At 65.3% G+C, this 14,335-nt stretch carries 15 protein-coding genes; 6 read left to right on the top strand and 9 right to left on the bottom strand.

Annotated features, from left to right (window positions below):
* Positions 1-6: 6 nt before the first annotated feature.
* Entirely contained in the window at positions 7-882 is an 876-nt protein-coding gene (locus RPS27_RS19345; protein ID WP_212065734.1) for a branched-chain amino acid ABC transporter permease, read from the bottom strand.
* Positions 883-977: 95 nt separating this feature from the next.
* Complete coding sequence (locus RPS27_RS19340; protein ID WP_194405578.1) at positions 978-2,309, bottom strand: substrate-binding protein; 1,332 nt, start codon at positions 2,307-2,309, stop codon at positions 978-980.
* Positions 2,310-2,779: 470 nt separating this feature from the next.
* On the opposite strand from RPS27_RS19340, the gene RPS27_RS19335 reads away from it, so the two are divergent.
* Positions 2,780-3,178 carry a hypothetical protein gene (locus RPS27_RS19335; RefSeq protein ID WP_249131560.1) on the top strand — a complete coding sequence of 133 codons (399 nt, stop codon included), beginning with the start codon at positions 2,780-2,782 and terminating at the stop codon, positions 3,176-3,178.
* 189 nt (positions 3,179-3,367) lie between these two features.
* A complete protein-coding gene (locus RPS27_RS19330) occupies positions 3,368-3,781 on the top strand; it encodes a MarR family winged helix-turn-helix transcriptional regulator (RefSeq protein ID WP_313754165.1) in 414 nt (137 codons plus the stop codon).
* A 19-nt stretch (positions 3,782-3,800) separates the two neighbouring features.
* Here RPS27_RS19330 and prfA read toward each other — a convergent pair whose 3' ends face one another.
* The 3 genes from prfA to RPS27_RS19315 all read right to left on the bottom strand — a co-directional run bounded on the left by prfA (position 3,801) and on the right by RPS27_RS19315 (position 8,839).
* Positions 3,801-4,886, bottom strand: coding sequence for a peptide chain release factor 1 (gene prfA, locus RPS27_RS19325; protein WP_212065737.1), 1,086 nt, complete (start codon positions 4,884-4,886; stop codon positions 3,801-3,803).
* Between the two features lie 57 nt (positions 4,887-4,943).
* Positions 4,944-7,211, bottom strand: a complete 2,268-nt coding sequence (gene ptsP, locus RPS27_RS19320; protein WP_194405582.1) for a phosphoenolpyruvate--protein phosphotransferase — start codon at positions 7,209-7,211, stop codon at positions 4,944-4,946.
* Between the two features lie 371 nt (positions 7,212-7,582).
* Positions 7,583-8,839 carry an aspartate kinase gene (locus RPS27_RS19315; RefSeq protein ID WP_194405583.1) on the bottom strand — a complete coding sequence of 419 codons (1,257 nt, stop codon included), beginning with the start codon at positions 8,837-8,839 and terminating at the stop codon, positions 7,583-7,585.
* 149 nt (positions 8,840-8,988) lie between these two features.
* On the opposite strand from RPS27_RS19315, the gene RPS27_RS19310 reads away from it, so the two are divergent.
* The 4 genes from RPS27_RS19310 to RPS27_RS19295 all read left to right on the top strand — a co-directional run bounded on the left by RPS27_RS19310 (position 8,989) and on the right by RPS27_RS19295 (position 11,788).
* On the top strand, positions 8,989-9,456 hold the full coding sequence (locus RPS27_RS19310) for a PH domain-containing protein (RefSeq protein ID WP_212065738.1): 468 nt from the start codon (positions 8,989-8,991) through the stop codon (positions 9,454-9,456).
* A gap of 14 nt (positions 9,457-9,470) precedes the next feature.
* Complete coding sequence (ubiG, locus tag RPS27_RS19305; protein WP_194405585.1) at positions 9,471-10,238, top strand: bifunctional 2-polyprenyl-6-hydroxyphenol methylase/3-demethylubiquinol 3-O-methyltransferase UbiG; 768 nt, start codon at positions 9,471-9,473, stop codon at positions 10,236-10,238.
* Between the two features lie 110 nt (positions 10,239-10,348).
* On the top strand, positions 10,349-10,570 hold the full coding sequence (locus RPS27_RS19300; RefSeq protein ID WP_212065739.1) for a GIY-YIG nuclease family protein: 222 nt from the start codon (positions 10,349-10,351) through the stop codon (positions 10,568-10,570).
* Between the two features lie 318 nt (positions 10,571-10,888).
* Positions 10,889-11,788 (top strand): EamA family transporter, encoded by a 900-nt coding sequence (locus RPS27_RS19295; RefSeq protein WP_212065740.1) that lies wholly within the window; start codon positions 10,889-10,891, stop codon positions 11,786-11,788.
* Here the strand turns inward: RPS27_RS19295 and RPS27_RS19290 are convergent.
* Genes RPS27_RS19290 through RPS27_RS19275 form a run of 4 tightly spaced genes read right to left on the bottom strand, consistent with a single transcriptional unit; the run spans position 11,785 to position 14,262 of the window.
* The gene (locus tag RPS27_RS19290) at positions 11,785-12,270 is read right to left on the bottom strand and encodes a DUF1178 family protein (protein WP_313754164.1); all 486 of its coding nucleotides are present in this window, start codon (positions 12,268-12,270) and stop codon (positions 11,785-11,787) included. The two genes, RPS27_RS19295 and RPS27_RS19290, sit on opposite strands and share 4 nt — an antisense overlap.
* Positions 12,267-13,145: a carbon-nitrogen hydrolase family protein gene (locus RPS27_RS19285; RefSeq protein ID WP_212065742.1), complete on the bottom strand. Its 879-nt coding sequence runs from the start codon at positions 13,143-13,145 to the stop codon at positions 12,267-12,269. Before RPS27_RS19285 ends, RPS27_RS19290 begins: the two co-directional genes overlap by 4 nt.
* Positions 13,142-13,417, bottom strand: coding sequence for a glutaredoxin 3 (gene grxC, locus RPS27_RS19280; RefSeq protein WP_211419994.1), 276 nt, complete (start codon positions 13,415-13,417; stop codon positions 13,142-13,144). The genes RPS27_RS19285 and grxC overlap by 4 nt, the downstream gene beginning before the upstream one ends.
* Positions 13,418-13,464: 47 nt before the next feature.
* Complete coding sequence (locus tag RPS27_RS19275) at positions 13,465-14,262, bottom strand: ComF family protein (RefSeq protein ID WP_212065743.1); 798 nt, start codon at positions 14,260-14,262, stop codon at positions 13,465-13,467.
* Positions 14,263-14,335 lie beyond the last annotated feature (73 nt).

Here is a 14,335-nt window from a genome sequence, read left to right as displayed (position 1 = left end):
AATCGCTTACTCGCGGCCCTGGACGCCGAGCAGGCCATGCGGTCGCACCACGAGCACGAGCGTCATCGCCGCAAACAGCATCACATAGGCATAGCCGGGGTTGAACATGGAGGTGACGCTGATGATCTCGCCGGCGATCAGGCCGCCGAGGATCGCGCCGGGGAACGAGCCGACGCCGCCGATCACCACCACCACGAAGGTCTGGACCAGGATGTCGTCGCCGATGCCCGGTGTCAGCGACACCACCGGCGCGTTGACGATGCCGGCAAAGCCGGCGGCCATCGCGCCGATGCCGAACACGATCATGAAGACGCGGTAGACGTTGATGCCGAGCGAATCGACCATCACCGAATCCTCGATGCCGGCCCGCACGATCATGCCGAGCCGGGTCCGGTAGAGCACGATGAACAGCGCGCCGAGCGCGACCGCGACGATGCCGACCAAGGCGAGGCGGTAGGTCGGATAGAACATGAAGCCGAGATTGGTGATGCCCTGGAACAGCGCCGGCGGCGGCACCAGCTGCGACTGGCTCGAGAAGGCCAGGCGCACGAGCTCGACGAAGCAGATGCCGAGCCCGAAGGTCACCAGCAACTGATCCTCGTGCGGGCGATGATAGAAGTGGCGGATGATGACGCGCTCCATGAGCACGCCCAGCAGCATCACGAACAGCGAGCCCGCGATGACGGCAAGGATGAACGATTCCGTGTACTGGTAGGCGACGAAGCCGGCATAGCCGCCGATCATGAACATCGCACCGTGCGCGAGATTGAGCACGCCGAGCGTGCCGTAGATGATGGTCAGGCCGGAGCTGATCAATGCGAGCAAGGCGCCGAGCGCCAGCCCGTTGAAAAGCTGCGAGACGAGGTTGGGCCAACTGATCATGAAATGGTCACTGTGCGGGGCGCGACGGAGAGTCAAAAAAAGGTGACGCCGCAGGTGCTGGAAGCGACCTACGGCGTCAGAGGAGTAGCGCGGGCTCAGCTATAGTCGCCGGGATGGCAGCCGAACGCGTCGGGCTTCTGCATCAGGCCTTCGCCGGGGACGATCTCGACCACGTCGTACCAGTCTTCCTTGTTCTTCATGTCCTTCTGCTGCTTGCCCTTCACGATCAGGACGGGGCGGATGCACTGATGGTCCTCGGGACGGTAATGCACGTCGCCGACGAGCGAGGGGATCGTCTCGCCCTTCTCATAGGCCTTGATCACGTCGGGCGGATTGAAGCTGCCGGCCTGCTCGCACATGCGGGCCCAGTGCGCGAAGCTGACATAGGCGTTCTCGGCGCCCCATTCCGGCTTGTAGCCGTACTTCTTCTCGAAGGCCTCGTTGAACATCTTGGCCAGCGGGAATTTGTCCTCGATCGTCCACCAATAGTCGGTGGCGGCGTAGACGCCCTGCATCAGGCCGCCGGTCTCGCGCGCGATGAACGGCACCTGATACGGGACCACCAGCTTCATCTTGTCGAGCACGCCGAACTGCTTGGCTTGCTGGGTCGACAGCACCGCGTCGTGACCCCAATTGACGTTGATCAAGACGTCCGCGCCGGAATTGGCGACGTTCAACAGGTAGGAGGAGTAATCCGGCGCGCCGAGCGGCGCGACCTGGTTAGTCACGGTGGTCCAGCCGGCGGTCGCAAGGAAGTCCTGCATCGACTTGGTGACGGTGTGACCGTAAGTGTAGTCGGGCGTGAGGTACGCGGCCTTCTTGCCCTTGCCGAATTCCTTGACCATGACCGGACCGATCGCCGCGGCGGCGGTCTGGCCGAAGAAGTTCTGGCGGAAGCCGTAGCGGACGCAGTCCTTGCCGGTGGTGTCGTTCGAGCCGGAGATGCCGCAGACGAAGATCACCTTCTCGCGTTGCGCGAGCTTGTTGAGCGCGACCGCGACGGCACTCGACGTGCCGCCGGTGATCATGATCGCCTTGTTCTCGCTGATGAAGCGCTGCTGCGCCTGCACCGCCTCGTTCGGCTTGGCGGCGGAATCCGCAACGCCGAACTTCAGTTCCTTGCCGAGCACGCCCTTGCTGGTCTTCGGCGAGATCTTCTTGATCAGCTCGTGACCGCTGTTGATGTGCTCGATCGCGAGTTGATAACCCTTGAGCTCGTCTTCACCCTGCACGGCGTAGGTGCCGGTGCGCGGCACCGAGATTCCGATGAAGGCGGTGGAGCCCGAGACGCCCGCGGGATAGGAGCCGATCGGCTTGTCCTCGGCGAAGGCCGGCATCGCGGGCAGCACCGAGCCGCCGATGAGGCCCGCCGTGGTCTGGAGCAGGCCGCGGCGCGACAGGCCGCGGCGGATGAGATCGTCAGTCATGATCGTTTCCTCCGAACGTCGTTCTTGTTTGCAGGCAAACACAACCCGTCCGGCGGCAACCGACCTCGATGGGTCTGCTCGCGCCGGGCACGTCACATCCGCGTGTAGCTCTTGGACCTAAACATTGCTTGTGCACACCTTCTGTCAATTTCGCCTTTGGTCGAACGACCGAAATTATCACGTGAAAACATATCGGATCACGATATATATTAGTCTTTGTGAGTACGAAGCAGACGGGTTCGGCGAGGGACATGACGCGGCGGACGGTAGCAGCGGGCACGCGAAAGCGGCGGTCCTGGCCTCTGGAGACGGAGCGGCAGGAGCCGGCGTGGCCGGCGGCGGAGGGCAACGAACAACGCGCGGCACCGCCGTCCGGCGAAGCGGTTCGTGTCTCCGAACCTCGTCACAGGCCGATCGGCGAGCGGGGTCCGGCGGTCGGCTCCGTTCAGGCGAAGCGCCTTCCAGCTCCGATGACGAAGCTGAGCGTACGCGCCCAGAACGTCCTCAAGGAGCTCGCGGTCGAACTGACGGGCGAGCAGCCGCCGAAAGGAGCATGGTCGCCCTCGCGTGAACTGCTGCTGGCGCTGACAGCCGAGCGCCTCGCGACCGCGCGCAATTGCGGCCCTCATACCATGCGGGAGATCGTCGACTGGGCGCAGGGCTGTGGCGTGACCATCAGTCCGGTGATCCCGGCCGGCGGCTCGCTGTCACAGATGTGGGGTGAGCTGATCGCCAGCGCGTCGGTCGGTAGCCTGACCAGCGCCGAGATCGCTGGTGCTCTGCAGCGCTCGATCCGGCGGAAGAGCGTCCGCATCCCGCTCGCATTTCAGGTCATCCTGGTGAAGATCCTGCTGTCCGGGTTCGAATAGGCATTCGGTTAATTGTGCAATTGCGGTGTCGGCCCGGTTGGTTCCGAGGCTGCATCTTGCTACTTTGGACTAAGTCGCTCGCGTCCCCGGCTTGACAGTGTCGAGGCAGGGCGGCCAGGCACGGTCCAGGCGATGCAGGCGCGGCGATCCAAGACGACGAAAACCACCCCGGGCTCGAACAGCCGTACGATGCGTGACGCCGATTACGCGGCGCTGGCGCAGTTTCGCTATCAGATCCGAAGCTTTCTGGCCTTCAGCGAGCAAGCGGCGGCGAACAAAGGATTGACGCCGACGCAGCACCAGGCACTGCTCGGCATCAAGGGCTTTGTCCGTCCGGGACCTGCGACGGTCGGCGATGTCGCGCGCTTCCTGCTGATCCGGCATCATTCCGCGGTCGAACTGGTCGACCGTCTGGCCAAGCTCGGGTTGGTCAGCAGGCTTGCCGATCCCAATGACGCCCGGCGCGTGCACCTCAATCTGACCAAGAAGGGTGAGCAGAAGCTCCGGGCACTCTCGCGGAAGAACCTCGAAGAGCTTCGCCATGCCGCGAGCCCGGCCTTGGGGCGTCTGCTGAAGTCGTTCCAGGATTCCGGCGAGACCTGATTCGCGGTGATCGCGCCTGTCAGGCCGCGACGCCTTGGGCGGCGAGCTGCGCGGCCTGGTGCTCGGTGGTCAGCGCGTCGGTCAATTCGCTGAGCGCTTCGCCCGCGATCACCTGCGGCAGCTTGTAGAGCGTCAGGTTGATGCGGTGGTCGGTGACGCGTCCTTGTGGGAAATTGTAGGTGCGGATGCGCTCTGAGCGGTCGCCGGAGCCGACCTTCTCCTTGCGCTCGGCCGAGCGCGCGGCGTCGACGCGCTGCCGCTCGGCGTCGTAGATACGCGAGCGCAGGATGTTCATGGCGGAGGCGCGGTTCTTATGCTGCGAGCGCGAGTCCTGCATCATCACGACGATGCCGGTCGGAATGTGGGTGATGCGGATCGCCGATTCGGTCTTGTTGACGTGCTGGCCGCCCGCGCCTTGCGCGCGCATGGTCTCGATGCGGAGGTCGTCGTTCTTGATCTCGACGTCCACGTCCTCGACCTCGGGCAGCACGGCAACGGTCGCCGCAGAGGTGTGAATGCGCCCCTGCGTCTCCGTGTCGGGCACGCGCTGCACGCGATGCACGCCGGACTCGAACTTCAGCTTGGAGAACGCGCCGCGGCCCTGCACCTCCGCGATGATTTCCTTGTAGCCGCCGACGGTGCCTTCGCTGGCCGAGATCACCTCGACCTTCCAGCCCTGCAGGGCGGCGAAGCGCTCGTACATCCGGAACAGGTCTCCGGCGAATAGCGAGGCCTCGTCGCCGCCGGTGCCGGCGCGGATTTCCAGCACCACGTTGCGATCGTCCATGGCGTCCTTGGGCAGCAGCGCCACGCGGATCTTCTGGACCAGCTCCTCGATCTTCGGTGCGAGCTCGTCGCGTTCGGCTTCCGCCATGCCGCGCATCTCGGCATCGGTTGCGGGATCGGCGATCAGCGCCTCGGTGTCGGCGAGCTCCTTCACGGCGGAGCGGTAGGCTTTCACCGCTTCGATCAGCGGCGTGATCTCGGCCAGCTCGCGCGTGACCTGCACGTAACGTTCGGAGGAGAGCTGCCCCAGCGATTCGGCCTCGAGAGAGGCATGATGTGCAAGGAGCACGTCCAGTTTGGCTTCGGGGAGTGACGACATCGGTTCAGTCTCAAATGGCGGAAAGAGGCGAGGCGGCGGGAGGCGGCGACAGGCCCGCTACAAGGCCAGGCCTTCGGCCTCGGCAAACTCCGTCAGCTTCTGCCGGATCGAGACGCTGCCCGCCGGCGCGTCCAGGAGCGGGCCGAGCATGGCTTCGGCCTTCTTCGCATCGAGGTCGATCACCATGGCCTTGACCGGGCCGAGTGCGGTCGCCGACAGCGACAGCGAGCGATAGCCCAGCCCGATCAGCGCCAGCGCGCCGATCGGCTTTGAGGCCATCTCGCCGCAGAGCGAGAGCGACTTGTTCGCCGCATGGCACTTGCGCGCAATTTCGCGCAGGGCGCGCAGGATCGGCGCCGACATCGTGTCGAAGCGCTCGGAGACTTTCGCGTTGCCGCGATCGACGGCGAACAGGAACTGGAACAGGTCGTTGGAGCCGACCGAGATGAAGTCGACTTTCCGCAAGAGTTCGTCGAGCTGGTAGAGCAGCGCAGGCACCTCGACCATCGTGCCGATGTCGATCCGTTCAGGCAGCGTGTGGCCGTGCTGTCGCAGATAAGTGAGCTCGCGCTCGACCAGCGCCTTCGCCGAATCGAATTCGGCGACCTCCGAGATCATCGGGAACATGATGCGCAGCGCGCGGCCGCCGCCGGCGCGCAGCAGCGCGCGAATCTGGCCGCGCAACAGGCCGGGGCGATCGAGCCCGAGCCGGATCGCGCGCCAGCCGAGCGCGGGATTTTCCTCGATCACGGCTTCCATATAGGGCAGCGCCTTGTCGCCGCCGATGTCGAGGGTGCGGAAGGTGACGGGCTTGGGGCCGGCGGCATCCAGCACGGTGCGATAGAGCGCGAGCTGGTCGCTGGTGCGTGGCAGGCTCTGGCCTACCATGAATTGCAGCTCGGTGCGGAACAGGCCGATGCCGGCGCTGCCGGTGTCTTCGATATGCGGCAGGTCGATGGCAAGGCCGGCATTGATCATCAGCTCGACCTTCTGGCCGTCCCTGGTGACGCAGGGCCGGTCGCGCAGCGCCAGATATTGCGCCTGGCGGCGGGCGCGGAAGCGCACACGCTCGGCGAAGGCGGCCTCGACTTCCTGCGAGGGGCGCACATAGATCGAGCCCGAGGTGCCGTCGACGATGATGGCGTCGCCGGGATCGGCGATGCCGGGCGCGTTCGGCACTTCGCCGACCGCGGGAATGCCGAGCGCGCGCGCCACGATCGAGACGTGGGAGTTGGCGGTGCCTTCCTCCAGCACGATGCCGCGCAGGCGCTTGCGATCGTAGTCGAGCAGCGCCGCCGGGCCCATCGCGCGCGCGATGACGATCGCGTTGTCGGGCAGCTGCTCGCGCGAGGGCGCGTGGTCCTGGCCGACCAGCTGCCGCATCAGGCGGTAGCCGAGATCCTCGAGATCGTGCAGCCGGTCGCGCAAATAAGGGTCGGTCGAGCGCAGCATGCGCGCGCGAGTGTCGGACTGCACGCGCTCGACCGCGGCTTCCGCGGTGAGGCCCGTGGCGACCGCCTCGTGCAGCTTGTGCGACCAGCCCTGATCGTTGGCGAACATGCGATAGGCTTCCAGCACCTCGCGATGCTCGCCGCCCTCGGCGACGTCGCCGCGCTCCAGCATGCGGTCGAGATCGGCGCGCAGCTTGGCGAGCGCGGTGTCGAGCCGCTTGATTTCCTTCGGCAGATCCTCGGCGATGTAGTCCTTGATGACGACGCGCGGCTCGTGCAGCACGACGTGGCCGAGCGCGATGCCCTCCGACAGGATGGCGCCGACCTTCTGCGCGGAATGGCGCGCCGCCGGCTCCTGGCCCGGCTGGGCCAGCGCGGAGAGCTCGCCCGAGGCGATCAGCTCCGCCAGCACCATCGCGGTGGTCTGCAGCGCCTCGAGCTCTTCCTCGACGTAATTGCGCTTGGCGCGGTTCTGCACCACCAGCACGCCGAGCGTGTTGCCGGCCCGCAGGATCGGCACGCCGAGGAAGGAGTGGTAGATTTCTTCGCCGGTCTCGGGGCGGAACGAGAAGGCCGGATGGCTCTGCGCATCGTTTAAGTTGAGCGGCGTCGCCTCGCTGGCGACGAGACCGACCAGGCCCTCATGCGCGCTCAGCACCGTGTGGTGCACCGCCTCGCGGTTGAGGCCTTCGGTGGCGTAGAGCTCCAGCGTGTTGTCGATGCGCAGCACATAGACCGAGCACACCTCGGCCACCATGTTGGCGGCGATCAGCACCACGATCTTGTCCAGCCGCTCCTGGGCCGAGACCTGCTCCGCCATGGTTTCGCGGAGCCGTCTCAACAAGACGCGGGGACCTCCCGACGCGCTCCGCATGAACCGTCAATCTCCTCCGTCTGCCGGGCCCGGCGGTATCGGCCGGCGGCTGGCCCAAAATTCCAGAAAAACAACCAAACTGTTTGTCCGGCGCAGGCGCAAACCCAAATCTTCTTGAGATTTCGTGCTTTGCACCGAATCAGCGGCCTGAACTGGGACACAGTTTGCGGCAGCCCACCCTGTTCGCCGTATAGCGAATTGGGGCTTGTTTTGCCAAGCAAAACGCCTGCCAAACGCGAAAGTGTGGACACCTCGGCGTTTGCTGCGACCGCTAAGAGAAAATTAGCCTAAGCGCGGTCTGGAACGTACGAAGCGGTTTTCCGGAAAGACCATGCTTAGACAATAACGGGAAGCGCGACCGTCGTCGCGCTTCAGGCCTGATCGAGACCGTAGAGCGTGTGCAGGGTGCGCACCGCGAGCTCGGTATAGGCGGTGTCGATCAATACCGAGAATTTGATCTCGGAGGTTGTAATGGCCCGGATGTTGATATTCCGCCCGGCGAGGGCCGAGAACGCCTGGGCCGCGACGCCCGCGTGGCTGCGCATGCCGCTGCCGATCACCGAGATCTTGGCGACGTCGGTGGCGGTATCGAGCCTGGCGTAACCGATCTTGGCCTTGGCGGCGGTAATCGTGTCCTTGGCGCGGGTATAATCGGCCGCCGGCACCGTGAAAGTGAGATCGGTGGTCTTGCCGTCCTCGGAGACGTTCTGCACGATCATGTCGACGTTGATGTTGGCATCCGCGAGCGGGCCGAAGATCGAGGCCGCAACGCCCGGCTTGTCCTCGATCTGGCGCACCGAGATCTGGGCCTCGTCCTTGGAGAAGGCGATACCGGTGACGACGTGGCTTTCCATGATCTCCTCCTCGCTGCAGATCAGCGTGCCGGGCGGCTGGTTGGCATGCGGGTCGATATCCTCGGGCTTGTCGAAGCTCGAGCGGACGAAGATCGGCATGTTGTGGACCATGCCGAGTTCCACTGAGCGGACCTGGAGCACCTTGGCGCCCTGGGAGGCCAGTTCCAGCATGTCTTCGAACGCGATCTTGTCGAGCCTCTTGGCCTTCGGCACGATTCGCGGGTCGGTGGTGTAGACGCCGTCGACGTCGGTATAGATGTCGCAGCGGTCGGCCTTGACGGCCGCGGCAACGGCCACGGCCGAGGTATCGGAGCCGCCGCGGCCGAGCGTGGTGATGCGGTTGGTCTTGGGCTCGATGCCCTGGAAGCCGGCGATGACCGCGACCTCCTTGCGCTCTTTGAAGCGCTTGATGATCTCGCTGCCGTCGATGTCCTCGATCCGGGCCGAGGCATGGGCGTCGCTGGTCTTGATCGGGATCTGCCAGCCCTGCCAGGAACGGGCCTGGATGCCCATGCCCTGGAGCGTGATGGCCAGCAGGCCGGAGGTCACCTGCTCGCCCGAGGCGACCACGGCGTCGTATTCGCGCGCGTCGTGCATCGGCGAGGCCTCGGTGCACCAGGCCACCAATTCGTTGGTCTTGCCGGACATCGCCGAGACGACCACGGCCACCTCGTGGCCGGCGTCGACCTCACGCTTCACATGGCGTGCGACGTTGCGGATACGTTCGATATTGGCGACGGATGTGCCGCCGAATTTCATCACGAGGCGGCTCATGACGACGCGTGCATTCCTTCAAAGGGATCAGTATGGTGGCCCGCACCGGACGGTCCTGGCGGACACCGACCGCGCGTATACATAGCGGCGGGGCCGGGGGCAAGCGGGTTCCTGCGGGGCCGGGTGCGGGCAATGGGTTAGCTGAGGTCATGGCGCGCTATATCGACGAGATTCTGCAGCCCGGCGAGAAGGTGCTGTATTCGACCAATGCGCACTGGATCTTCTATTTTCCGGCGATCCTGGCCTGGATCGTGACGCTGGCCCTGCTGATCCTGTCGCGCCAGGTGGTCATCGACTGGCTCGTTCTGCTCTGCCTGGCGGCCGCAGCCGTCGCGGCGCTGGCGGCCCTGTACTGGACCATCAAGGGCTGGTTCCATCGCTTCACCACCGAGACCGACGTCACCAATCTCAGGGTCGTGCACAAGACCGGCTTCATCAAGCGCCGCACTTTTGAAATGGCGCTGGACAAGGTCGAGAGCGTCGACGTCGACCAGACCATTCTTGGACGTATTCTCAACTACGGCGACGTGACGATTCGCGGCGTCGGCGAGGGGATCGAGACGATCAAGACCATCGCCTCGCCGCTCGCCTTCCGTAGTTCGATCACCACGCGGTAGGACCGCGCGTAACCATGAGCATGCAGCAAAATACTTCCGTTTCCGCCCAGCCCGGCTCGACCGTCGACGCCGCCGAGATCGCAAAGTTCTCAAAACTCTCCGCGGAGTGGTGGGACCCCAACGGCAAGATGGCGCCGCTGCACCGGATCAATCCGCTGCGGCTCGGCTATATCCGCGATGCCGCCTGCCGCAAGTTCGAGCGCAACGTGCGCAGCCTCAACTGCCTCGCCGGCTTGCGCGTGCTCGACATCGGCTGCGGCGCCGGCCTTCTGTGCGAGCCGCTGTCGCGCTTGGGAGCGCAGGTCATCGGCGTCGACCCCTCGCAGAGCAACATCGCCGCGGCGAAGCTGCATGCCGACAAGGGCCATCTTGCGATCGACTACCGCTGCACCACGGTCGAGGAGATTGACCCGCGCGAGCGCTTCGACATCGTGCTGGCGATGGAAGTGGTCGAGCATGTCGTCGATGTCGGCGTCTTCCTGAAGCGCTGCGCCGCGATGCTGAAGCCGAACGGCCTCATGGTGGTCTCGACGCTGAACCGCAACTGGAAGAGCTTTGCGCTCGCCATCGTCGGCGCCGAATATGTCCTGCGCTGGCTGCCGCGCGGCACCCACGAGTGGAACAAGTTCGTCACCCCCGACGAGCTGACGAAATACCTGCTCGACAACCGCCTCGTCATCACGGAGCAGACCGGCGTGGTCTACTCGCCCTTCGCCGACAAATGGTCGCTCTCATCGGACATGGACGTGAACTACATGATGGTGGCGGAAGCGATGGTGTGAGGGCGTATGAGTGAGATGCGATCTCTAACTCCCCGGGCGGTGTCGTCCCTGCGAACGCAGGGACCCATAACCACAGGCCCATCGAGTTAGCCAAGACGGGCGCCCCGAGCATGTACTACGTCTACATCCTCGCCAGCCGCCATCACGGAACGCTCTATATCGGCGTCACCAACTCACTGCAGAAGCGGATGGAGCAGCACCGCGCCGGCAAGGGCTCCGAGTTCGTCAAGCGCTACGGCGTGCATCGGCTGATCTACACCGAAGCCTATGAACGCGTCGAGGAGGCGATTGCCCGGGAAAAGCAGCTCAAGCGCTGGAAGCGCGACTGCTAGCTGATCGAGCGAGACAATCCGGACTGGCGAGATCTGAGTGATCTGTTGGTTTGACAGTGTGATGCCGCCCAGCAAATGTCGCCGTCCCTGCGAACGCAGGGACCCATACCGCGTGATCTCTCGTGGGGTTCGGTGTGATATGCGCGGGTTGGCAGCCTTCGCCAAACTGCTCCCTGGAGTTATGGGTCCCTGCGTTCGCAGGGACGACAGTGTACTTGTTGCAAGAGCATCGCACCCATGACGCTCGTGTGGTTGACCAGCGAGGATGTTCCCGTCACGCTAATAAAACTACCTTCCCAAGCACTTTAGCCCCCACCCATGCTCACCGTCGCCAGCCTCTGGATTCCCTTCACCGTCGTCGCCGCGCTGGGCCAGGTCGCGCGCAATGCGATGCAGCGGTCGCTCACGAAGCCGCTGGGGACCTGGGGCGCGACCAATATCCGTTTTCTGTTCGGCTTCCCGTTCTCACTGGTGTTCCTCGGCGTGGTGCTGATCGCGACCGGCGATCATCTCGGCATGCCGCCGACCGCGTTCTGGCCATGGCTGCTGCTCGGGGCGCTGAGCCAGATCGTCGCGACAGGCCTGATGCTGCTCGCCATGAACGACCGCTCCTTCGTGGTGACGACGGCGTACCTCAAGACCGAGGCGATCCAGACCGCGATCTTCGGCTTCGTCTTCCTCGGCGATCACCTGACCTGGCTGAAAGTGCTGGCGATCGTGATCGCCACGATCGGTGTCGTCATCACCGCGCTGCGGCCCGGCGGCGAGAAGAGCTTTGCCGAATTGAGGCCGACCATCACCGGCCTCGTTGCGGCCGCGGCCTTTGCGCTTTCGGCGGTCGGCTTTCGCGGCGCCATCATCAACGTGCCCGGCGTCTCGTTCGTGACCTCGGCATCGTTCACCCTGGTGCTCGGCCTGTTCGTGCAGACGCTGGTGCTGACGATCTATCTGCTCTGGCGCGCGCCAAAGATATTGCAGGCGATCCTGGGCTTGTGGAAGCCGTCGATGCTGGCGGGCTTCATGGGCGCCTTCGCCTCACAGTTCTGGTTCCTGGCCTTCGCGCTGACGGCCGCCGCCAATGTCCGCACGCTCGCTCTGATCGAGGTGCTGTTCGCGCAAGCCGTGGCCTACTACTCGTTCAAGCAGCCGGTCGCGCCGCGCGAGATTTTTGGCATCGCGCTGATCGTCGTCGGCGTGGCGGTGCTGGTGGGGGCTTAGTTCCGGTCTTCCGGCAGCGTCGGCAGCGGCGAGACCTCGATGCCTTCGTCGATCAGCGACTTCGCCTCTTCCGGCGAGGCCTCGCCATAGATCGGGCGATGCTCCTTGTCGCCGTAATGCATCGCGCGCGCTTCGTTCGCAAAGCGCTCGCCGACATTGTCGGCGATCTTGACGATATGGTCGCGCAGCTCCTTGAGCTTGGTGCGCAGCTCTTTCTCCTGCGCCATCAGCAGCGAGGTCGGCCCTGACGGCGCGGCCTCGGGCGCGGCGGCAGTCGTGACCGGCTCCGGCGGCGGCGTCACACGGCCGCGGCCCTTCTTGCCGACAATGCGCGGGGCCATGATCGCCTTGTCGACCTTGGCCGAGCCACAGATCGGGCAGGTCACGAGCTTGCGCTTGACCTGCTGGTCATAGGCCGTCGAACTTTGAAACCAGCTCTCGAATTCGTGGTCCCGGTCGCAGCGAAGTGCGTAGCGGATCATGCCGATCCCCGTACGAGGTGCAGATGGTCCGGCCCCGCCTTGGGGTCGGACACGCCGAAGCGGCGGCCGTGCTGGAGCGAGGGAATCGCGCGGCGCGCGGTCTCGACCTTGGCCGGATCGATCTTGGCCATGATAATGCCGGGCTCGACGTCGCCCTCGGCGAGGATCTCGCCCCAGGGGTCGATGATCAGCGAATGGCCGTAGGTCTCGCGCTTGTTCTCGTGGGTGCCGGCCTGGGCCGCTGCGAAGATGAAGCAGCCGGTCTCGATCGCGCGCGCACGCAGCAGCACGTGCCAATGCGCTTCGCCGGTCTTGCGGGTGAAGGCCGAGGGCACGGTGATGAAGTAGGCGCCGCTCTCGGCGAGTGCGCGATAGAGCGCGGGGAAGCGCACGTCGTAGCAGATCGTGAGGCCCACCCGGCCCCAGGGCAGGTCGGAGATCACCGCGGTCTCGCCCGGCTGGTAATTGGCGGATTCGCGATAGCTCTCGCCGTCAGGCAGCTCGATGTCGAACATGTGGATCTTGTCGTAGCTCGCGAGCACATTGCCCTCGGGCCCGATCAGGAAGGAGCGGTTGACCGCCTTTTCGGCGGAGAAGCGCAGCGCCAGCGAGCCGACATGGAGATGGATCTTCAATTCGGCCGCGAGCGCCCGGTAGGCTTTCAGCGAGGTGTCGTCCTCTTCGCTCTGCAGATGCTCGAACAGCGCCTTGCGGTTCAGCTGCATCATGTTGCTGACTTCGGGCGTCTGCACGTAGTCGGCGCCGTTGGCGGCCGCCTGCCGGATCAGCTTGCTGGCCTGTTCGAGGCTGGGCCCCGGCATCAGGCCGGTGCGCATCTGCACCATCGCGGCGGTGAACGTGCGGTTTTCGCTCATGAGGTTGCCTTCACGCTTTCGAGCATGCCGTCGAGCTTGCCTTCGCGGTCGAGCGCGTAGAGATCGTCGCAGCCGCCGACATGCGTTCCGCCGATCCAGATCTGCGGGAAGGTCGAGCCCTCACCGGCGCGGTCGTACATCTCGTTGCGCCAGGACGGGTTCTTGGCGACGTCGAATTCGGTGAACGCCGCCTTCTTGCGGCTCAGCAGCGACTTGGCGGCGGAACAATAGCCGCAGCCCGGCCTGGTGTAGATCTCGACAGCAGCAGTCATCTCGTCTGGCGCTCTCTTGTCATGAATCCATTGAATTATATGGGACTTTACCGGGGGTCCACAACCCGGGCGAAGACCAGGACGTCGACCTGGGCGGCCTTGGCGCGGAGCAGGGCCCGTGCGCAGGCATCCAGCGTCGCACCCGAGGTCAGGACATCGTCGATCAGGACAATGCGGCGGCCCTGGATTTCAGCCTGGCGGTCCGGGGATACGTGGAATGCGCCCTGCACATTGGTGGCGCGCTGGGCCCGCGACAGGCCGATCTGCTGCTCGGTGGCCCGCACCCGGCGCAGCACCTCGGCCTTCGTCTTGACCCCGCTCTGCCGCTCGATGATCTGCGCCAGCGCCCCGGACTGGTTGTAGCGGCGCCGCCAGGCCCGCCGCCAGTGCAGCGGCACCGGCACCAGCATGTCGGCCCCGGCCAGCAGTTCGCCACCCGCCCGCGCCATCCAGCGCCCCATGGCGGGCGCCAGATCCGTGCGGTCCTGGTATTTCAGCGCGTGCACCAGCGTGCGCGCGACGTCGTCATAGCGCACCGCGGCGCGGGCGCGCTGATAGGCTGGCGGGCTCGCGATCGCCTCCATCGACAGCATGTCGGGGCCGGGGTCGTAGACGAAGGGGATGCCGAGCCGCGGGCAATAGGGCCGTTCGATGAACGACAGCCGCGCCCAACACGAGGCGCAAACGCCCTCGCCATCGACCGGCTCGCGGCAGGACACGCACAGCGTCGGCAGCGCAATGTCGAGTGCCAGCCGCGCCGCCCGCGCCAGCACGTGGCGGCCGGCGGTCCACGCGGCCCGGAAGGGTGCGGCGATGGAGTGGGTCGGGGCGGCGTCGGCGTCCATGAGGGGGAGGCTAGCGTTCCGCGCTTCCGGGCTCAAGCCACGCTCTCGTGCCCCGGTCGCAGCGCAGCGTCTC

The organism is Bradyrhizobium sp. WYCCWR 12699 (assembly GCF_032144035.1).
Lineage (GTDB): Bacteria > Pseudomonadota > Alphaproteobacteria > Rhizobiales > Xanthobacteraceae > Bradyrhizobium.
The sequence above is the reverse complement of the archived record's forward strand: the minus strand, read 5'-3'. Positions and strand labels throughout refer to the sequence as shown.